Origin of the sequence: Aquimarina mycalae (assembly GCF_029906345.1) — a bacterium.
GTDB lineage: Bacteria > Bacteroidota > Bacteroidia > Flavobacteriales > Flavobacteriaceae > Aquimarina.
Genome location: NZ_JARYGY010000002.1, coordinates 627102 through 648466, shown reverse-complemented (window position 1 = coordinate 648466; position 21365 = coordinate 627102). Strand labels below are relative to the sequence as shown.

The following is a 21365-nucleotide window of genomic DNA, read 5'->3' as shown; positions in this document are numbered from 1 at the left end:
AAATCTAGGTAAAAAAGTTGAACACTCCAAATTACCTAAATTTATATGGTTATAACTTTATTTTGAATAAAGGTGTTCTGTATAGAACTTTTTTAAAATTGTTAACTTCTAGAAGGGTATACTCCTTGTAAGCATATTATATAATAAATGGATAGAAAAGGTTGTCTATTTTCGTGACTTAAATTACCTCCTGTATTTCCTATCGCAATTGCGTCCGCAGCCATAGTGTTGTTTTTTGCTGAGGCGTAACTATCACCATCACCCCAATATGTTCCCGCAGCTGTAGAAGAACCTTCACCTCTTCCAACAGGAGAAGCTGAATTTGCTTGTACAACATGGGTATGACTTGGAATTTGAGTTGTATTAAGAGTAACAGTTTCTACTCCTCCTCTTTGTCCTTGTTTATAAGTAGATAATCCTGGACCATTTCCTGGGCTTACTGGAACGCGACCTCTTAAATCAGGTAAGGCAAAAGTGGTTCTGCCATCCCCGCCATATGTAGTTCCTAGTATTGAGAATAATGCATCATTTTGATTAATTGGTAATAATTGACCTTCGCATAATGCCCATGCTCTTGGGGCAAAATTACCAGCGAACATTCTAATTTCTCCTATAGTTGGTTCCATAATATTTTTTGAATTTTAGATGAATAATTAAAATAGAAATCTTTTAGCTTCTAGAAGGGAAAACACCTTGTAAGCAAATGATGTAATATGTAGATAAATAAGGTTGTCTGTTTTCATGACTTAAATTACCTCCTGTATTACCTACCGTAATTGCATCTGCTGCCATAGTGTTGTTTTTTGCCGAAGCATAACTGTCTCCATCTCCCCAATATGTTCCAGCAGCGGTAGAAGAACCTTCGCCTCTCCCAACAGGAGAAGCTGAATTTGCTTGTACAGTATGAGTGTGATTAGGAATCTGAGTTGTATTAAGAATAACAGTTTCTACTCCTCCTCTTTGTCCTTGTTTATAAGAGGATAATCCAGGTCCATGTCCAGGACCAATAGGTACACGACCTCTTAGATCTGGTAAAGCAAACGTAGTTCTACCATCTCCTCCATAAATAGTCCCTAACAAAGAAAATAAAGCTTGATTGGAATTAATTGCTAATAATTGTCCTTCACAAAGGGCCCAATTTCTAGGAGCAAAATTGCCTCCAAACAGTCTGATTTCTGCCAATGTTCCTTCCATATTGAATTGATTTTAAGATTAATAAATTAGTTATTTAGTAATTGCAGCCATTTATATGGCTGCGCGTTGTTTCTTTTGTAAGCTTGTGGTAAAACAATGTCCTTGTCTTACACCCAGATGTACATATTTGATTCCAGATAAAACACCGGCGTCAGAACTGATTGTATTTATTTTTAATAATTTACCGTATTTGCAATACACATATAATCCTTCTTGTGGATGTGCATGTATGATCTCTCCAGCAGTTTTGCCCAATAGAGGTTGAGTGTCTACTGGCGAAACTTCAATTATTTTAATAGGTGATCCTTGGTAATAGGTGGTGGCTCCGCCGTATTTAGGATTACAAGCGTTAATTAACTGTTCTATTTCATCAGCGGTTTGTGTTTCCCAATGTATAATTGTGTCCTTTTCTGTTGGTTTTTGATTATAATGGGTGTTTTTGTCTGATTGAGGTTTTAGGTTTTCAGGATTTACTATTAATTCTAATGCTTTTTGAGTTAATCCGCCAAGCATATAGCTCATCTTAGAATTAGCCATTCCAAGTGTTTCTCCTGGTATAATAGGAACTGGTTGTTCTATTAAAATGTTACCAGTATCCCAATTTTCATCCATTTGATGAATAGTAATAGCACTTTGTTTTTTCCCTTGTTTAATGGACCAAAATAAAGGGTCTGGACCTCTGTTTTCTGGTAATTTTCCAAAATGAACGTTTAGAAAACCATGTGTTGGTATCCCTAATACTGCTTTGGGGATTTTAATGGAAAAACCACAAACCAACACTAAATCAGGAGCTTTATCTTCTAACCAAGTTTTGAATTCTGTATAGATATTTTGTTTATTTATCAGAAAAGTATCTAAACCTTCTTTCTGGATAGAAGTTAACCAGAAGTTTTTTTTTGGATTAGGGACTTCGGATTCCTGAAAACATACGGCATCAAGATGATTATCTTTCGATAAGCTATTGTATACAGAAAGACAGACAGGAAAGCTTCCAATAAGTATTATTTTCATGAATTCACGGTTTTATAATACACTAGAGATGTATCTAGTTTTCTTGATTAAAGTATTCAGATGATTTTTCTGATATCCCTATGTATCAAAACTAAACAGAGTATTAAAATAAATCAATACGTATAACTACCTGAATTTTGACCAAAATGTTAGCTAATAATAGCTACCTGTTTCTTTGAAGAACCTTTTAGTGTTATAGTATTCCCGCTTACATTTTTATATGTAAATGTGTTTTCTTTTCCAAAAGAGGTTCCAATCACTTCGTTTGGGGAAATGAAGTTAAGTGTATCTAAATTTAAACTTTGAGCTTCAGAGTTTCTGCTAAAATTCTCAATCAAAGAATTAAATGCTATGGATGTGGGTTCATTAAGAATGTAGTGTTTATATACTCCGTTTTGTTCTATTAATAGAGCAAGTTCTTTAGAATCAAATCCGATTAATGGTTTTTTGCTTAAAGGAATGGCATAACAATTATTGCTTAATTGAACGATATCAGAATTGCTATAGTTATATCCTTTCTCATCAAGTTTTATGAGGAGTTTTGTATGCGCTTTTAATACATTTTTCGATAAGAATTTTACTGAAAGATGTTGGATCTGATCGGATATGCTGTTAAATCCTTTACCTATGGAAAAAATTGAAATAGTGTTGTTATTTGCAAAAATTGAGGTAGGGACTAAAGATAGTGCACCAGCAGTTAAAGTTCCTGATGTTAGAAAATTTCTTCGATTCATAAAAAGGGTATGTAGAGTTTTACAATAGGCTTATTAGGTTTATAAGAGGTTATTTTAAAATCTTAATATTTCCTTAAAACTAAGAATTATTTTTAATATTTATGGTTTTTCTTCTTGTTTTTTACAGATAAAACGTAAGTTAATTCGTTGATTTACAGTGTAAATTCCCCGCTATGTGTTTTGGGAACTATTGTGATGATTGGGGATGTTTCCTGTTTAGAGGTAGATTTATTGCGGTGTAGAAATGTGATTTTTAAAATCAGTTATTTAAGATAAAGACATTTTCGTTCATAATCAATAACAGCTTTTCCTTTTTTCAATACATCAGCACCAATAATCCCGTCTACGGGTTCGGCTTGATGTGCAATTAAGGCAGTATTTACATGAGTAAGATCAAATAAAATGAGCGAGATATTATTTTTTGACCATTTGCCTAATTGTAACATATTTTTTTTAGAAAGTTGAGTAAGCATATCGGTTGCTCCAGCTCCAGCAGCTTTTACATCACTATCTTGTGCAAAAAGGTGAAATTTTTCTACAGCATCAAAACCAACGCATGAATTGGATGCTCCTGTATCTACAATAAAATTACCCGTTACACCATTAAGTATTGCCTTTACTTCAAAATGGTTTGTTTTTGTATAAATAAGTCTAATACGATGGTATTCTTTACTGATAAGGAACTGGCGAAGTGTTGTCATTTTGTTTTTTGTCGAATCACAAACAAAAATAGTATAATTAATAAGAAAATACCGATAATAAGGATCCAGTTATAATTAGATACTGATGGAGTTTGATAAGAACCATAATATACGAATGCTGCCCAATAATAAGGGGATTTTTGGGTATTAGAAATTTTTTCGGAAGCGAGATAATTTAGTTTTCCTTGATATAATGCGTGTGCTTTTGAATTAGAAAGATGAAGATTTTTATAAAAGTATTGCATTAATTCAGAAGTAGTTTTATCATTTACTTTCCATAATGAAAATAGTACATTAGGAACTCCAGCGTATTGAAAACCTCTTGCAATGCTTAATGGGCCTTCTCCTTTTGCTATAGTGCCAATACCCGTTTCACATGCACTTAGGACAACTAGATCCGCTTCTAATTGTAGTCCGTATAATTGATTTACCAAAACATCCTGATCTCTAAATTTAATAGAAGCTGGCCTTGAAAATCCACCAGCCTCTGCATGTGTAGATAGATGCAGAATGTCGTGGTTTTCTACTTCATCTATGAATTGTATATAGGTAGCTTTTTCTTTTTCTAAGAATCTACCATCAAACTTTTGTTGTAGTAAGTTTTGTTCATCTAAAGAGAATGGAAGTGCCAAGGCTGTATTTTCAAAAACTGGAAAGACACCCAAAATAGTTCTTGTTGCACTGTCTGTATTCGTATTCACTGATCGGAGATACTTACTTGCAGAAATTTCATAGCTGGTGATAGTAGATGTAAGTAAGAAAGGCATATTTTGGAAACGTAAAGAATTGCTTTTTTTAGTGAGTAATGTTTCAAAAGGGATAAAATTAAGAAGTCCATCAGGGATGATTAGTATGCTTTTTGTTGCAGGAATATTTAATGCGTTATAAAGCTCGAAACTACTGTTAGAAAAATCTTCAACATTATTAATGATCATAGAAGCGTTGTCAAAATAACGTATATAACCTTGAATAGTATTTTTAAAATCTGTAGTGTTGTTTATGTCTGTTATTTCTATTGAATCAGCATCGATTTTAAATTGATAAATCGTTTCTTTTCCGAAAAAATATTCAATCAATGTAAGACCATCTTGTCTTAGCTTTTTTTGAAGCGATACAATCGAAATTTTTCCTTGTTTAAAAAGAAGATTTGGATATTTTTTCTGAAGCTGTTTAGTGACCTCTGAGTGTTCGATGGCTTGTGTGCTTCTAGAGGAGTTCCATTTTTGAATTTGAGGAATATTGGCTTGCTCGCCTTTTTGTTTTTCTTTTAGAATATAGGTGTCGTACTGGGCAAGTGAGTTGTTTAGGATATTGATTTTAGATACTAATGAGTCGTTTTTGTATTGTGATAGTAGGTGCTTTGATACTAAGGCTTCATTAACAAATGGCGCTTTAGAATTTTCTGCAGCTTGGAATGCTTTTACAACATACTCTTGATGTTTTGTTGTCTTATATAAAGAGTACAATAGGTCAATAAACGTCTCAGTACGATTTCGGTTTTGACTATGTTGAATAATCTTAGTATCCTGCAATGGATACGCTAGATTTAATTTTGAATTAACCTCAAAAGCTGCTTCATATGCCTCAATAGCTATAGTAGGTTTATCTATTTGTTGATAGATATATGCTTGAATATCTAACGCTTTAAGCACTATTCTGTCTGCGATAAGGGTTTCTTTTTTTGGAACGTCTTTTTCTAAAGTGTATTCTGGAATAAGAATTGTATAAATTTCTTTTAGATGATTTAATGCTTCGAAAAATGCTCTTTTATAAAGAAGAATGTCAAGGTATGCTAATTGTAGTTTAGCAAGATCTCTAACTGAGGTATGCTGTTTTTCAAGTAATTTAGATTTTGATTTCAGAAAATAATTCTGGGCTTTTGGTAAGTTTTCTTGTTCTAATGCAATTGCAGCTAAGATTTGATATACATTTACCTGAGTTGAATCTATTGAAGTTACTTTAAGAGCATAGATCTCAGCTTTTTTGATGTCTTTAGCATCTAAATAGTTTGTCGCTAAGTTTGTTAATATGTTTATGTTTTTAGGAGCTATAACTTCTCCTTTTTTCAGAATTTCAATTGCTTTTTGATAGTTACTTTGATTGTTGTATACGATGGATAGATTAGTTACAGCTGAAAGTATTTTAGTTGTGTTTTGTGATTGTTCTGCTTGATATAAGTAATTGGTGATGGTAATTGTTGCTCTCTGAAGATCTCCAATTTTTAGGTATAGATTACCAAGAGGTTGTAGACAATTTTCAATAATATCGTAGTTGTCTAGTGCATTATTATTAAAAGTTTTCCATGCGTTCTCATAATGTAAAATCGCGTTAGAAACGTTTCCAAAAAAATTGTAGTAATATCCCATATTAGCCTGTGCAATAACAAAGGCTAATTGATCTTCTTTGGTTAGAAGATGTTTTTCTTCAGATGCTATTATGTTGCTTAGTTGATGTAATTTAGGTTTTGAGGGTTTTTCTAAGAAAGTATCTAATTGATTGTATATGAGTTTTGCGGTGTTAACTTTTTGCTGCCCTTGAAGAGGCTTATTCCCTATACAGAGAAATAGAAAAACCAAAAATAGTATCCTAAAATTTCCAAATCCCATAGAACTGAATTTGAGAATTGGGAGCATCAAAATTGTACACATATCTCACACCAATACTTGGTCCGATCCTAACAGCTCCTATATTCATTCCGACAAAAACTCCAGTTTGCAAATTTGTAAAACTATCGTCTATTTCTTGATTCGAAAAAGTATTTCTATCTGGATTGGGGATTTCTTCTCCATTAATATCTACAAAAAAACCTTGCCCTGTAGTTTCCTGATTGTTTGTGCTGGTTAGATCTAACTTTACTTGCAATCCAGCGCCAAAAGCTACATAATTATTGAAATTATATCTAAATGATCCAGGAACAGCATATATCGTTATATTATCATATTGGTTTACTTCAGAAAAACGTGTCAAATCTTCTGCTCCATTAGGACCTATAACGCGTGTTTCAAAATTTCTTACTTCATCAAATGAAGAAGAAGAGAAAAATAGTTCTGCCTGATAATATCCTCGATACGACTTAAAAGGTGATAGGGTAGCTCCTATAAAATATTCTTTTTGATTGTCTAATTCTGGGGCCGAAATATATCCAGCCTTGGCTCCAATAGAAATTCCAGGCAGGAATCTCGTAGTGGCATAGTTGGTGATAATAGGGTCGTTTTTATCAAAATAAATAGCAGTCTTGCTTCGCGTCTTTTTTTTGTGAAATTTTCTACCAAATTTCATAGAATATTTTACAAAACCTTTGGTGGAGTCAATCTCTTCAACATTTTTCTGTTCACTTCCTGGAAGGTAAATTCTATTGAATTGAAAGATGATTTTATCTTTTTGAAGTATAGTGTCCAGGCAACTATAGTTTACTTCTCTCTCTTTAGGACAGATTGGACATTCTGGATACATACCATCTATTTTTAAAGTGGATTTATCAAACATTTCTGGGGTATCTACTTCTAATTTAATAGTATTAGCAGGACCTTCTCCGTTATTTTGAAAACGAACTTTAAATTTTAATCGTTTAAATCTAACCAATCTATAATTCATTAACCATCCATTAGAAGACATTTTATTAGGATCATGAGAAGTTACAATTTCCATCTCAGTATCTTTTACGGTATGATTATCATAATTATTATCAGGAACATATACACTTCGTAGAGTGACGATTGCACTTGTGTCTTTAATCATTTCTGGAGTAGTCTTTAATGTTCTGAATATATTACGTTCTTCACCAGGTTGCATGTCGTCGAATTCTATGATCTGATAACTTCTGTATAGTGCTTTTGATTCTTCAAGTGTTAGCGGAAAGTTTTTTCGTTTGGTAGTATCTTGTACAAACAATACTTTGTTGTTTAGAAAAGAAGGATTGTCAGAAGCTAACAATGTATGATCATCATTTTCTGGAAGTATTGAAGAAATGTCATCCAAAGGAACAATGCGTTCATTGTGATGGAGTCGGGTATCCTCAATGATGAAATTATCATTCTTAAATTGACGATCATTATAGAATAGATACAATTTACCACTAGATACATAGTTGTGAGTGTTTTTGTAACTTGTAATAAAGACCATTTCTTGATCTGGAATGGGTTCACGATTTCGTTTTAGGATTAGATCCTCATCTTCAATAAAAGGAGAGTTATATTGTATAGATGCTTCGTCTATTGTATTGCTAATGGTAACAGATTTAGGTCTACTTGTGGGAGGTTTTCCATTGTCATAATTATTTGTTGCCCATAACTTAGCATCAAATGTTCCATTTTTTTTATATGTATGAGTTGGTTTTTCTTTAAAACTATAGGTTCCATCTCCAAGTTCCCAATAGTATGTGTAGAATGCTTTGGGAGCACCTGCAACTTGATTGAGAGGAGGCATTTCTGCTCCGTATGTTACCCGATTGCCTTGAATTTCATATGATATTGGTGCTATTCTTGGAATAGTATCATTGGTTAATATTTGTCCAATGCAGAAAAAAGGAAAACATATAAGTATAAAAATAGCCGAAGACCTGTTCATGATTTGTTGTTAGTGTTAATAAAGATAAACAAAAAGTTAAATCAGATAGAATTACATCTTTTAATGTATTAAAATTCCGGAAGGTTAACCCTTCCGGAATTTTTCTGAAATTTGCCGTAACCCCCATTACTTAATAAGCATACTCCAGTGTGAGATTTTTTTAAGGGAGACCGTTGATCAATGCAACTAATTCTGCTTCTGTTCCTGTGGTAGTAGCACCAATTATCTCTGTGTGATCTAAACCTATTGTAGCTCCTTGAATAGCATATACATACTGATCATCTTGTACGGATACAAAAATGAAATGTACCTCTAGTCCGATTGGAATTAAACCATAGTGTTCTGAGAATAAACCTGTATCAGGATTGTAGATGTCTAATAAGGCTAGAGCTGTAGGTTCTCCATCATAGGATATGTATACATTACTGTTCGTATTGTCAAAACCTTCAGGAACATCTGCATATACAATTGTTTTTGGACCTTCGTAATTATACCATCTATCTAAATTTGTCCATCCAAAATTGCTTAAAAAACCTCCATATCCACTAACTCCTTGTCCATTAGGACCTTCTCTTTGCATAGGTTCTAAGCCTCCTTGCTCGTCTTCTTCCCATACGATGTCACATTGCATTTCATCTCCATCACAATCATTATCCTGACCATTAAAAATTGTCATATCTTCATCAAATTCTTCTGCAGGAGCAAAAATTTGGAAACCATTTGCTACTGCTAATTGTTCACCATTTTGCGTTGCATTGATAAAAAACTCTCCTGCAGATACTAGTGTTTCAATATCTCCATTAGGACGTTTCCCATTAGTAGGCATCTTAGTTAATAACATTTTAGCTTTATTGTAGATTTCAATTAATTCTATGGTAACAACACCTGTAACAGGATCTCCATTTTGATCTACAATACTTCCTGGAGGAAAATATAATATAGTACCATCTTCTCCATATATTTCTCCTGTTCCGCCATTTAATGTAAAAGTTTGTAAAGCTTCTTCGCGATTAGCGGTAATTTCAGCTTCTAATTCAAGTCCATCCAGAATTTGTTGAATAATAATGTCATTGTCATCATTACTGCTACAGCTTCCTAAAAACAGTATGGTTAACCCTAAAAGTAAAAAGTTTGTGATTGTTTGTTTTACATTCCTACTATTATTCAGTAATGTAATTGTTGTACTATTTGTTTTCATATTTTTTAATTTTAATAGCCCGTTGTGGACTTTCTATTTTTTAATGTTTACATCTTCATATCAACAACACTAATTTTTTGTTACCCTTTTTCTTAAAACTTTTTTAATTTAGTTGCTCAGACCAATTATTTATGGGAAATACCAAAATGCATGCTGATCAGAAATATATTGAGGCACTTCTAACCAATGATACTATTGTTCTTAAAGAGGTATATGAAAAATTTGCCCCCAAAGTTGTGGGGTATATAAAGAAGAATAATGGAGACGAATCTAGAGCTCAGGATATTATTCAGGAAACATTAATTACGATATATAAGCAAGCAAAAGAAAAAAAACTAACACTTACCTGTCCTTTTGATGCATATTTCTTTTTGCTGTGTAAACGTAAATGGCTTAACGAATTAAAAAAAACAGCTACAAAAGAGGTAACAATTAATGAAGCAATCGTATCTATTGATGATGAGAGTGAACGATATGCAGATGAAACCTTGGTTTTTGAAGCTAGAAATAAGCTTTTTGCTGAAATATTTGATCAATTAGGTAAGGCTTGTAAAGAATTGTTAAAAGCAACTTTTACCATAAAATCTATGGAAGAAGTAGCATCAAAATTAGGGCAGTCTTATGGCTATGTCCGGAAGAAAAAATCGTTATGCATAGGTCAATTGACCGAAATGGTTCAAAGCTCTCCTAAGTATAATCAAATAAAAAACTTGTTATGACCCCAGAAGAAAAATACGAGCTTTTTGAAAGAAAAATAAGCGGCGAACTTTCGGTAAAGGAAGAAGAAACATTATCACTATTGATGAGTGAGGATACAAATGCTGCACAAGAGTTTAAAGCTTATGAAGAATGGAATTCTTATCTGGATTCTAATCTTAGTTCAGCTCAAGCGCAATATGATTTAGAGAATAATTTAAAAGAGATTGGAGATACGTTTTTTGAACAAAAACCCGATAAACCTCAAACAAAAGTTATTAGAATGCCTTCTTGGGGATATGCTGTTGCGGCGAGTATTGCGATTATTTTGGGAGTATATACCTTTACTAAAAGTAGTGCAACCTATAATGATTTTGTTTCTATACCAGCATTGTCTATTACAGAGAGAAGTGGTGAAGCCGAACTTGTAAAAAAAGCGGAGGAAACATTTAATTCTCAAAATTATACTGATGCAGAGCAATATCTTTTTAAATTGTTAGAAAACGATAATGCTAACTCAACATATCTTTTTTACTATGGAATCACATTAGTAGAACAAAATAAATATGAGCAAGCGTCACAGGCTTTTAGCAAACTGCAGTTAGGGAATTCCGGATATAAGTACAAGGCAATTTGGTTTGAGGCATTAAATCAATTGAAACAAAATAATAAAGAACGATGTATTGAAATACTGAAAACACTTCCTGAAGAAGCAGAAGATTATCAACAGGCTCAAAAATTGATGAAAAAACTATAATTACCTAGAATGTGTTGATTCTTAATGTGTTAATTAACAATATTTTCTTTAATAAAAGCGTTGTATTATGTAATTTTTAGGTAGTTACTTATACTAAACTTTTGAATAATTTAAATGAAATATGTTATGGGGATTAATGATCATATACAGGTTATAGAAAAAGAGCAAATAAAATTTCTTCACTTTCCGCATCAAGAAGTTTTGAATAACAAAAGAGATAAACGAGATAGGTATCGTAAGTTAGTTAGAGGATTAAGTTTAGGGAACCTAGAACACCTTAAAGTTAAAATCATTTTTGCTGATGATGAAGGATCCAAAAAAGTAGAGACTACAATTTGGGGAATAACTGATAAGTCGGTGATCCTTAAGCAATCTACAATCATTCCTCTAGAACGGATTATCAGTGTGAATTAGGTATTTCGAGATATTTAATTTTTAAGAAATAATATTTCTTCTTAGTATAAATTGTGTGAGTGAAATTTGGTTATTTTTGCCGCATGATACTTACAGATACGCATACACATATATATAGTGAGTCTTTTTCAGAGGATCAAGACGAAATGATGCAAAGGGCAATTTCAGTTGGTGTAGAACGTTTCTTCGTTCCTGCAATTGATTCTGCTTATACAAAATCAATGTATGACATCGAAAAAAAATTTCCTGACCATGTATTCCTGATGATGGGATTGCATCCTACTCATGTAAAAGAAAATTACAAAGAAGAATTACAACATGTGCAAGAAGAACTGGAGAAACGTTTAGATAAAACCTCTGATAAAAAATTCTATGCAGTAGGAGAGATAGGTGTGGATTTATATTGGGATAAAACTTTTCTAAAACAACAACAAGAAGCGTTTAGGTATCAAATTAAACTAGCTAAAAAGTATAAACTTCCTATAGTTATTCATTGTAGAGATGCTTTTGAAGAAGTTTTTGAAGTACTAGAATCCGAAAAAGGAGAAGATTTGTTTGGGATTTTTCATTGTTTTACGGGTACTATAGAGGATGCACATCGAGCAATAGGATATAATATGAAACTAGGTATTGGAGGAGTAGTTACTTTTAAAAATGGTAAAATAGACACTTTTTTGAATCAATTTTCCTTAGATCATATCGTTTTAGAAACTGATGCTCCTTATTTAGCGCCTACACCATATAGAGGAAAACGCAATGAAAGCTCTTATTTAATACGTGTTGTAGAAAAGTTGTCAGAAATATATCAAAAAACACCTGAAGAAATTGCCGAAATCACGACTAAGAACTCTAAAGAGATATTCGGTATATAGATTGCAGAATGTAATTTAAATTTTGTTCATTTGCGAGACAAATAAATATATGTTTTGAAATGAATACTTCACCAAACATAGTATTGATTTATACTGGTGGTACCATTGGTATGGTCAAGAATTTTGAAACAGGAGCTTTAATCGCTTTTGATTTTGACGAATTGTTGCTAAGAATTCCTGAGCTCACACAGTTAGATTGTAATATAGAAACCATAAGTTTTGCAGAACCTATAGATTCTTCTGATATGGATGTAGAGCGATGGAAAGAATTAGGAGATATTATCAATGATAATTACGAAAAATATGATGGTTTTGTCATATTACATGGAAGTGATACCATGTCTTATACTGCTTCTGCAATTAGTTTTATGTTTGAAAATTTAGGTAAACCGATCATTTTCACAGGATCTCAATTACCTATAGGAGATCTAAGAACTGATGCTAAAGAAAATTTAATAACAGCCGTACAAATTGCTGCACTACAAAAAAAAGGAAAGCCAGTGATCACAGAAGTAGGACTGTATTTCGAATATAAACTATTGAGAGCTAATAGAACCACTAAGATTAACGCAGAACATTTTAAAGCGTTCCAATCTCTTAATTACCCAGCACTTGTAGAATCAGGAGTGCATCTTAAAGTAAATACTTCTTTTTTAAGGAATATAAATCGAAGGAAAAAAATGGTATATCATACCCATTTTGATAATAATATTGTCATTATTAAAATGTTTCCTGGTATTAATGAGGTGATTTTAAGAAGTATTTTCTCTTCAAATGAAATAAAAGGTATAATTATTGAGACCTATGGATCGGGTAATACGACAACTAAAAAATGGTTTTTAAGCATAATTTCTGAGCAAATAAAAAAAGGTATTCCTATTATTAATGTAACACAATGTGCAGGAGGTAGTGTCGAAATGGGTAAATATGATACCAGTGTAGCATTGAAAAAAGCAGGTGTTATATCAGGAAAAGATATCACAACAGAGGCCGCATTGGCTAAGTTAATGTATTTGTTAGGAGAAAATTTACCACTTAAAGTGCTCAAAACCATATACGAAACTTCTTTACGAGGTGAAATGTCAGAAAATTAACGCCCTAAATTTTAGTAGCTAACATTTTTTTTGTTATTTGCTCAACCAATTTTTGGCAATTTATTGATAGAGAGGTGGCCGAGTGGTCGAAGGCGCACGCCTGGAAAGTGTGTATACGTCAAAAGCGTATCGAGGGTTCGAATCCCTTCCTCTCTGCATTATTATTAAAATTTTAATAGATTTTGTAATATTTTTTTATCTTTAACCCTTTAACTAATTAAAATTAAGAATCAGCGCAATGAAAAGACTATTTTCTATTCTGGCAATCGCAACAGTAATGGCTTTTGGAAATATGCAAGCAGCCACTGCTCCAGCCCAGTTAACGGCAAACGTGCAATTATTAATTGCTCCAATAACAACAACTATTCAGGCGGAAGAGCCTGCAGCAGTGGAGGAATCCTTTCACCAAAATCTTAAAAAACGTTTTATAGAAGGAGGTCCAAGCTTTATGGGGATCGTTCTTTTATGTTTGATTCTTGGTCTTGCGATAGCAATTGAAAGAATTATCTTTTTAAACCTGTCTACTACTAATACTAAGAAACTACAACAAAATGTTGAAGATGCTCTTAATAGTGGTGGTGTTGAAGCAGCAAAAGAAGTTTGTAGAAATACAAAAGGACCAGTTGCTTCTATTTATTACCAAGGTCTTGACAGGGCTGACGAAAGTATCGACGCTGCAGAGAAAGCTGTCGTAGCTTATGGTGGTGTTCAAATGGGACAATTAGAGAAAAATGTATCTTGGGTATCTTTATTTATCGCTCTTGCTCCAATGCTTGGGTTTATGGGTACTGTAATCGGTATGATTGATGCATTTGATAAAATTGAAGCTGCAGGTGATATGCAACCTTCTTTAGTAGCAGGTGGTATTAAAGTAGCACTTCTTACTACAGTATTTGGACTTATTGTAGCTATTATACTTCAGGTATTTTATAACTATATTATCGCTAAAATTGATAGTATAGTAAATGATATGGAAGATGCATCGATTACTTTAATCGATATGTTAGTAGCTTACAAAAACAAGAAATAATAAAGTTTCGATTTTATTAGGACAACTATATGGATATAGATGTTCTTCGATTCAATTTATTATTTAATATAGGAATCGCTATAGCGGTTCAAATAAAACATTAGTCAAATGAAAATTTCAAAAATTTTATCATATGTGATACTAGCGGTAGGAGCAATAGGTGCTATCATGTTATTCTTGATGGGTAACAATTTTGATACACTTATGGATACTTATGGTATTACTGAGGCAAAGGATTTGGTTAAAGATGAAGCTGGATCAGCATTTGCTGAAGCTACCTCTTTAGTTAGTCCGATGTATACTCTGACATTAATAATATTAGTTGTTATTATAATAGCTACGTTATTTGCAGTATTTTCTGCCTTAGCCAAGAACCCTGCAGGTCTTAAGAAAGCAGGTATTGGTATCGTTGCCTTTTTAGTTGTACTAGGAATAGGTTATGCATTGGCAAACGGTGTGGAAACTGAAATGAAAGATGGTGAAGTACTATCTGCTGGTGGATCCAAATTAGTAGGAACAGGTCTTTATGCGTTCTACATTTTGGCAGCGGCGGCAGTAGGTCTTATGGTAGCATCTGGAGTTAAAAAATTAATAGGTAAATAATTATGGCAAGAAGATCAGCACCTGAGGTGAACGCAGGATCTATGGCGGATATTGCATTTTTACTTCTTATATTCTTTCTGGTTACAACAACCATTGATACAGATAGAGGTATTAGTCGTAAATTACCACCGCCGTTAGATGAAACGGTAGAGCCTCCAATTCTTAAACAAAAAAATATTTTTGTGGTAGAATTGAACAAAAATAATGACCTTTTGGTTGAGGAAGCTCCTATGGAGTTAAAAGATTTACGTGCTGCAGCAGTTGCATTCTTAGATAATGGAGGAGGAAATGGTGATGAAGCTTGTAGCTATTGTAAAGGAGAAAGAGATCCTAGCTCTTCGGATAATCCAGAAAAAGCAGTAATATCTTTACGTAACAATCGTGAAACTAGTTATGCTACGTATATAGCTGTACAGAATGAACTGGTTGCTGCGTATACTGAACTACGTGATAGAGAATCAGAACGTTTGTATGGAAAGAAATTTACGCAAATGGAATCTGAATTGAAGGACGTAAATTATTCAGGGAGTAAGGATAGATTGAAAGATCAGATCAAGCAGATACAATTAATGTATCCAGAAAAACTTTCTGAAGCTGAACCAAAGAAATAAGTATAACATAAAAACGTAATTATGTCTAAGTTTAAAAAGAAAAAAAGTGGTGAATTACCAGCTATTTCTACAGCGTCTTTGCCTGATATCGTATTTATGTTACTGTTTTTCTTTATGGTGGCAACTGTAATGAGGGAGAATAACTTGAAAATAGAAAATAGACTCCCTGTTGCTGATCAAACAGAAAAACTTGATAAGAAAAACTTGGTAATGTATATCTATGCTGGAAAGCCTAGCTCTAGATATGCTGCAAGTGCAGGTACACAAGCTAGAATTCAGTTGAATGATAAATTTGCTGAAGTTAGTGATATCAAACCTTTTGTTTTAGCTGAAAGAGCAGCTAAAAGGGAAGAAGAAGTACCATTTCTTATCACAGCTTTAAAAGTTGATGGTGATACTAATATGGGTCTTGTAGGCGATATTAAGAAAGAACTTAGAGAAGTTCAAGCGCTAAAAATAAATTATACCACAAGACAAGGTGAAGCAACCGATAACCTATAAGTAGAGGTTAAAGATTTATATACCTTTAAAGTCCCGCCATTGGCGGGACTTTTTTATTTAATTAAGTTTACCTAATGACCATAGAATTGATGTGCTCTTCCCTTTTCTGTGGTGTTATTCTGCAAAATGGCATAACAATTGTGTCAATTTTTATATAACTGTGATCTGTTAATACGATCAATATCTAACCTTCCAAAAAAGTGATATTGAAATAATAGAATACCATAGTTATTATCCAAATACTATTTTAATGTTTTTGGCAATTTTATTTCTGAAAATTGTACTAACTGTATTTTTTGGGATGCTGCTATTCTTTTTAGTTTCCAATATCACTTTTCTGATTCACAGTGTATTGATCTGTAAGTAATTATTAACTAAATATAAATTAATTATGGCTAGAAGATTAGCACCAGAAGTGAATGCAGGATCCATGGCGGATATTGCTTTTTTATTACTTATCTTTTTTTTAGTAAGTACTACCATCGAAACGGACTATGGAATTAGTAGAAAGTTACCTCCACCTCCAGATGATTTGATATCAGAAATGATTGTTAAGGAGAAAAATCTATTTAGAGTGGAGTTGAATCAGGTTAATGCACTTTTTGTAGAAAAGAAGCCTATGAAGCTTGCGAATCTTAAAGATGCAGCGATAGCTTTTTTAGATAATGGAGGAGGAGAAGCAAAGGAAACCTGTCATTATTGCAAAGGTTTAAGAGATCCTAAGTCATCAGATAATCCAAATAGGGCAGTAATATCTCTTATTAACAATCGTGAGACTAATTACGAGACATATATAGCGGTTCAGAATGAGCTTGTGAGTGCTTACACTGAATTAAGAAATCGGGAAGCACTGAGATTATATGGGGTGTCATTTACTCAAATGAAAGAGAATCTAAAGGATATCAATCATTCAGGAGATAAAGAAAGGTTAAAACAACGGATTACCGAGATTAAATTAATGTATCCAGAAAAACTATCAGAAGCCGAACCTAAAGAATCAAAATCTCAAAAATTATAATCATTTAAATACGCTTAATTATGTCAATATTTAAAAAGAAACAAAAGGCTGAGTTGCCTGCGATTTCAACAGCATCTTTACCAGACATCGTTTTTATGTTATTATTTTTCTTTATGGTAGCTACAGTGATGAGAGAGCATACATTAGTAGTGGAAAATGAGCTGCCATATGCGGATCAAATTGAAAAATTGGATAAAAAAAACATGGTGATACATATATACGCTGGAAAACCCAGTTCCAGATATAAAAATGTTGGTACAGCTTCTAAAATTCAACTCAATGATAAATTTGCAGATATAAGAGAAGTAAAACCTTATGTGCTGGAAGAAATGAAGTCAAAACTAAAAGAATTAAGACCGTTCTTAACTACGGCTTTAAAAGTTGATAAGGACACAAAAATGGGACTTGTAGGTGATATTAAAAAGGAGTTGAGAGCAATCAATATGCTTAAGATTAATTATACCACTAGAACAGGAGAAGCTGTGCTTAATGAACAGTAGAAAATGATAATGTAATGATTAAGAATCCTATGTTTACGTAGCGATTCTTAATCATTGCTATTTTAACATAAGTTAATCAATTCATATACAGAAACATGTTTTTTATAAAGTAGCTCTCTTTTCTAAAGAAATAGATTTATTTTAGTAACCTTATATGGAATATGTATTAAGAAATTTTATCAGGTGAAGCAGTTGTTGGTTTTTGTTGGGCTATTCTTCCTAAGTGTTTGTCCTAATTTTGCGCAAGATATTAATACGGTCAATACAGAATCGGAAAAAGTCTTGGATTCGTTATATCGTGAGGATCAGTTCTATACTGGTTTTACATTTAATCTTCTTTGGAATACTCCATCGGGAGTTGGACAATCTGGTTTTTCTGGTGGATTTCATATTGGATATACCAGAGATATGCCAATTAATAAAAAACGAAATATAGCAATTGGGTTGGGACTAGGATATTCTATTAATACATATGGTCAAAACTTGTTTATCGGTGAAGAAGAGCAAACCGAACAGAGTATTTTTAGTAGTTTAGATGGTGTAGATTTTGATAAAAATAGATTTACCACACACTTAATAGAATCTCCTTTAGAGTTTAGATGGCGAACTTCGGTGCCAGATACACATAAGTTCTGGAGAATTTATACTGGTTTAAGAATAGGTTATTTGTATTATTTTGATTCTAATTTTGAACAACCTGGAAATCAGGTAGGACAAACTAAAATTGATGAATTAAATAGATGGAGAGTAGGAGCAACGTTCACTTTTGGATGGAATACATTTAATTTTCATTTTTATTATAGTTTGAATCCCTTGTTTAATAGTGATGCTAGAATAGGTAATGAAGAAGTTGGACTTAATGTTGCTAAAATTGGTTTGATGTTTTATATCCTATAACCAGAAATTAACCAATGTGAGTTGTGGAATAACACCTACTAAAAAACCTAAAATAAGCTCCAGATTACTATGAGCTTCATAATGTAATCTAGAAGTAGCTACAAGACCGTTTATAATCATCATTCCGGCAATAAGAAGTGTAAGATTAATACCAAAATGTATACTTATTGCTATAGTGAACATAGTTACAGCTCCTGATCCAATCATATGAAGACTTGCCTTGATGTTGAAAAACACAATAAAAATTGCGCTTAACGATGATAATAGAAGTCCAAGGAAGAAAAAGTATAGCTCTGGATAATTATATACATCTATAATCATCTTAATTACCAAAAGTAGCAATAACGATTGCAGTAACAGCGGTATTTTACGTTGTTTAGCTTCTTCCAGATGAATTGACGTAATAACGCCTATCGTTTTAAGAAAAAAATAAAGTACAATAGGAATAAGTACAGTGACTACTAATAATCCAAAAATCTTGGCTTTAATAATATTTTCAGGGATAAACCTAGGTGCGGTAGTAAAATAAATTAACGAAGCCGCTATAGGCATCAATAGTGGGTGAAAAATATATGAAATGCTTTTCAGTAAAAAGTTCATTAAATCTTTTTTCGTAGTCTGGCAACAGGGATATCTAATTGTTCTCTGTATTTGGCGACTGTTCTTCTAGCAATAGGATATCCTTTCTCTTTTAAAATTTTCGCCAACTTTTCATCGGTAAGCGGTTTTTTCTTATCCTCTTCTCCTATTGTTATTTCTAATATTTTTTTAATCTCTCGTGTAGAAACTTCTTCGCCCTGATCATTGGTCATAGACTCTGAGAAAAATTCTTTGATTAGTTTTGTTCCATAGGGAGTGTCCACATATTTACTATTGGCTACTCTAGAAACAGTACTAACATCCATATCGATCTCATCTGCAATATCCTTTAGGATCATGGGTTTCAAATTACGTTCGTCTCCACTTAAGAAATAACTTTTTTGATAGTGCATTATTGCACTCATAGTTAAAAAAAGTGTTTGTTGTCTCTGTTTAACAGCTTCAATAAACCATTTAGCGGCATCTAATTTTTGTTTGATAAACATCACAGCATCCTTTTGGGATCTGGATTTTTCTTTGCTGGCTTTATAGCCTTGAAGCATGTTATTATATTCTCTGGAAACGTGTAATTCTGGAGCATTACGACCATTTAATGTAAGCTCTAGTTCGCCTTCAGTAATTCGTATGGTAAAATCAGGAACCACATGTTCTATCATTTTATTGTTTCCTGCATAGGCACCACCTGGTTTAGGATTGAGGTTTTCGATTTCCTCAATAGCTTCTTTTAAAAGATCTTCTGTGATGTCAAATTTTGTCAAAAGCTTATCGTAGTGCTTTTTACTAAAGTGATCAAAAGATTTTTCTAAGATCAGTGATGCTAGTTTTATGGGTATGGTAGTTTCTTTTCTGTCTAATTGAATTAACAGGCATTCCTGAAGATTTCTGGCACCAACACCCGCAGGATCCAGTTGATGGACTATTTTTAGAACACTTTCAATTTTATCTTCAGAGGTATATACATTTTGAGTAAAAGCAAGATCATCAAGAATGTCAGAAACAGCTCTTCTTATATAACCGCTTTCATCAATACTACCCACAAGAAATTCTGCAATTTCCCTTTCTTCACCATCAAATCTGTAGGTGTTCAATTGATTTACCAAATGTTGATGGAATGATGTTCCAGAGGCATAGGGAACATTCTTATCTTCATCATCTGCGCTATAATTATTAGAGCTTAAGCGATAGCTAGGGATTTCATCATCACTGAGATATTCATCTACATTAATTTCAGTATCAATCTTCTCTGTTCCGTAATCTTCTTCGTTTGAATTTTCATTGCTAAAGGTATCTTCATATTCTTCAGATTTCTCTTTACCACTATCAAGCGCAGGGTTTTCCTCCATTTCTTGTTTCAAACGCTGTTCAAAAGCCTGAGTAGGCAGTTGAATCAATTTCATTAGCTGAATTTGCTGAGGAGAAAGTTTTTGAGAAAGTTTAAAATTTAATTGTTGCTTAAGCATAAAAATATCAATGTTCTTATACTCACAAAAATAAACAAAATACGGCGTATTTCTGTAGGTAATCGATGGTTAGTTTGTCTTAAAAATAGCTTTAGTTTTATAAGTATTTCTTAAAAGTATCTAAAACTGTTTTTTCGATTTGATCAAAAAACACGCCAAAAATGATTTTTAAACTAAAAAAGTAGAAGTTTTAATTTTATTAATAGCCAAAAACTAATAAAACTTAAGGGATAAATATTTTGTTTTTTATCGCATAAATAACGAGTCCAGTTCTGTTTTTAAGGTTTAATTTTTCGAATATTGAATCACGATACCCTTCAATTGTTTTGGGGCTTAAAAACATGTCACTTGCAATTTCTTTATATGTTTTTTCGGTACAAGCATGTTTTATAAATTCCATTTCTCTATCCTTTAAAATGACTTTGTTTTCTTTTTTAGGATTCAAGGAGCCTAATAATAAATTAGTAACATCTTTGGTATGGTAAAAACCTGTTTCCTGAACTTCGATGAGTGCATTTTCTAAGATGCTTTTTTCGGTATCTTTTAATAGGTATCCTTTAGCTCCTGCTCTTAGCATTTTAAGAATAGTTTTCTCATCTTCCTCTACAGAAAGTGCTAGTACGTTTACTTGTGGATATTCTTCTTTAAGTGCAATAGTGGTTTCTATTCCGTTCATGATTGGCATATTAATATCCATAAGAACGACATCTGGGATGTTTTTAGGATCCTTAAGACGAGTCAGCAATTCTCTCCCATTTTTGCAGAGGTATAATATTTTGAATTTGGAAAATCCATTTACCAATCCTGCTAATGCCTGCGACAATAGAATATGATCTTCTACAATTACTACTGAATATTTCATCTTTTTATGTTTGTTGTTTTTTGTGTGAACAGACCTTCTTTAAAAG

At 32.7% G+C, this 21365-nt stretch carries 23 protein-coding genes and 1 tRNA gene; 13 read left to right on the top strand and 11 right to left on the bottom strand.

Annotation, left to right across the window (positions count from 1 at the left end):
- Positions 1–101: 101 nt before the first annotated feature.
- The 8 genes from QBK95_RS07535 to QBK95_RS07500 form a co-directional block, all read right to left on the bottom strand.
- Positions 102–626, bottom strand: coding sequence for a phage tail protein (locus QBK95_RS07535; protein WP_280932182.1), 525 nt, complete (start codon positions 624–626; stop codon positions 102–104).
- A 43-nt stretch (positions 627–669) separates the two neighbouring features.
- Complete coding sequence (locus QBK95_RS07530) at positions 670–1194, bottom strand: phage tail protein (RefSeq protein WP_280932180.1); 525 nt, start codon at positions 1192–1194, stop codon at positions 670–672.
- Between the two features lie 51 nt (positions 1195–1245).
- Positions 1246–2205 (bottom strand): methionyl-tRNA formyltransferase, encoded by a 960-nt coding sequence (locus QBK95_RS07525; protein WP_280932178.1) that lies wholly within the window; start codon positions 2203–2205, stop codon positions 1246–1248.
- A 149-nt stretch (positions 2206–2354) separates the two neighbouring features.
- Positions 2355–2939 carry a hypothetical protein gene (locus QBK95_RS07520; protein ID WP_280932175.1) on the bottom strand — a complete coding sequence of 195 codons (585 nt, stop codon included), beginning with the start codon at positions 2937–2939 and terminating at the stop codon, positions 2355–2357.
- Positions 2940–3202: 263 nt separating this feature from the next.
- Positions 3203–3640, bottom strand: a complete 438-nt coding sequence (locus QBK95_RS07515) for a retropepsin-like aspartic protease (RefSeq protein WP_280932173.1) — start codon at positions 3638–3640, stop codon at positions 3203–3205.
- Positions 3637–6246 (bottom strand): CHAT domain-containing protein, encoded by a 2610-nt coding sequence (locus QBK95_RS07510; RefSeq protein WP_280932171.1) that lies wholly within the window; start codon positions 6244–6246, stop codon positions 3637–3639. The genes QBK95_RS07515 and QBK95_RS07510 overlap by 4 nt, the downstream gene beginning before the upstream one ends.
- Positions 6227–8206: a PKD domain-containing protein gene (locus QBK95_RS07505; RefSeq protein WP_280932169.1), complete on the bottom strand. Its 1980-nt coding sequence runs from the start codon at positions 8204–8206 to the stop codon at positions 6227–6229. Before QBK95_RS07505 ends, QBK95_RS07510 begins: the two co-directional genes overlap by 20 nt.
- Before the next feature lie 160 nt (positions 8207–8366).
- The gene (locus QBK95_RS07500; RefSeq protein ID WP_280932167.1) at positions 8367–9404 is read right to left on the bottom strand and encodes a hypothetical protein; all 1038 of its coding nucleotides are present in this window, start codon (positions 9402–9404) and stop codon (positions 8367–8369) included.
- Between the two features lie 131 nt (positions 9405–9535).
- Between QBK95_RS07500 and QBK95_RS07495 the strand changes: the two genes are divergently transcribed.
- From QBK95_RS07495 to QBK95_RS07435, 13 genes are all read left to right on the top strand, one after another.
- Positions 9536–10123: an RNA polymerase sigma factor gene (locus tag QBK95_RS07495; protein WP_280932165.1), complete on the top strand. Its 588-nt coding sequence runs from the start codon at positions 9536–9538 to the stop codon at positions 10121–10123.
- Positions 10120–10857 (top strand): tetratricopeptide repeat protein, encoded by a 738-nt coding sequence (locus QBK95_RS07490; protein WP_280932164.1) that lies wholly within the window; start codon positions 10120–10122, stop codon positions 10855–10857. Before QBK95_RS07495 ends, QBK95_RS07490 begins: the two co-directional genes overlap by 4 nt.
- Positions 10858–10971: 114 nt before the next feature.
- The gene (locus QBK95_RS07485) at positions 10972–11271 is read left to right on the top strand and encodes a hypothetical protein (protein ID WP_280932162.1); all 300 of its coding nucleotides are present in this window, start codon (positions 10972–10974) and stop codon (positions 11269–11271) included.
- A gap of 83 nt (positions 11272–11354) precedes the next feature.
- On the top strand, positions 11355–12143 hold the full coding sequence (locus tag QBK95_RS07480) for a TatD family hydrolase (protein WP_280932160.1): 789 nt from the start codon (positions 11355–11357) through the stop codon (positions 12141–12143).
- Between the two features lie 59 nt (positions 12144–12202).
- Positions 12203–13237, top strand: coding sequence for an asparaginase (locus QBK95_RS07475; protein ID WP_280932158.1), 1035 nt, complete (start codon positions 12203–12205; stop codon positions 13235–13237).
- Positions 13238–13305: 68 nt separating this feature from the next.
- Positions 13306–13393 (top strand) — tRNA-Ser (locus QBK95_RS07470).
- Positions 13394–13475: 82 nt separating this feature from the next.
- Positions 13476–14267 (top strand): MotA/TolQ/ExbB proton channel family protein, encoded by a 792-nt coding sequence (locus QBK95_RS07465; RefSeq protein ID WP_280932156.1) that lies wholly within the window; start codon positions 13476–13478, stop codon positions 14265–14267.
- 108 nt (positions 14268–14375) lie between these two features.
- Positions 14376–14870: a hypothetical protein gene (locus tag QBK95_RS07460; protein ID WP_280932154.1), complete on the top strand. Its 495-nt coding sequence runs from the start codon at positions 14376–14378 to the stop codon at positions 14868–14870.
- A 2-nt stretch (positions 14871–14872) separates the two neighbouring features.
- Positions 14873–15481 carry an ExbD/TolR family protein gene (locus QBK95_RS07455; protein WP_280932152.1) on the top strand — a complete coding sequence of 203 codons (609 nt, stop codon included), beginning with the start codon at positions 14873–14875 and terminating at the stop codon, positions 15479–15481.
- Between the two features lie 21 nt (positions 15482–15502).
- Complete coding sequence (locus QBK95_RS07450; RefSeq protein WP_280932149.1) at positions 15503–15982, top strand: ExbD/TolR family protein; 480 nt, start codon at positions 15503–15505, stop codon at positions 15980–15982.
- Positions 15983–16373: 391 nt separating this feature from the next.
- The gene (locus QBK95_RS07445; RefSeq protein WP_280932147.1) at positions 16374–17000 is read left to right on the top strand and encodes an ExbD/TolR family protein; all 627 of its coding nucleotides are present in this window, start codon (positions 16374–16376) and stop codon (positions 16998–17000) included.
- 20 nt (positions 17001–17020) lie between these two features.
- Positions 17021–17500 carry an ExbD/TolR family protein gene (locus QBK95_RS07440; RefSeq protein WP_280932144.1) on the top strand — a complete coding sequence of 160 codons (480 nt, stop codon included), beginning with the start codon at positions 17021–17023 and terminating at the stop codon, positions 17498–17500.
- A gap of 183 nt (positions 17501–17683) precedes the next feature.
- Positions 17684–18397: a porin family protein gene (locus tag QBK95_RS07435; protein WP_280932142.1), complete on the top strand. Its 714-nt coding sequence runs from the start codon at positions 17684–17686 to the stop codon at positions 18395–18397.
- Here QBK95_RS07435 and QBK95_RS07430 read toward each other — a convergent pair.
- The 3 genes from QBK95_RS07430 to QBK95_RS07420 form a co-directional block, all read right to left on the bottom strand.
- On the bottom strand, positions 18392–18997 hold the full coding sequence (locus tag QBK95_RS07430) for a hypothetical protein (protein ID WP_280932139.1): 606 nt from the start codon (positions 18995–18997) through the stop codon (positions 18392–18394). The genes QBK95_RS07435 and QBK95_RS07430 overlap by 6 nt on opposite strands.
- Positions 18997–20457, bottom strand: coding sequence for an RNA polymerase factor sigma-54 (rpoN, locus tag QBK95_RS07425; protein ID WP_280932137.1), 1461 nt, complete (start codon positions 20455–20457; stop codon positions 18997–18999). The genes QBK95_RS07430 and rpoN overlap by 1 nt, the downstream gene beginning before the upstream one ends.
- 223 nt (positions 20458–20680) lie before the next feature.
- Complete coding sequence (locus QBK95_RS07420) at positions 20681–21319, bottom strand: response regulator transcription factor (protein WP_280932134.1); 639 nt, start codon at positions 21317–21319, stop codon at positions 20681–20683.
- Positions 21320–21365 lie beyond the last annotated feature (46 nt).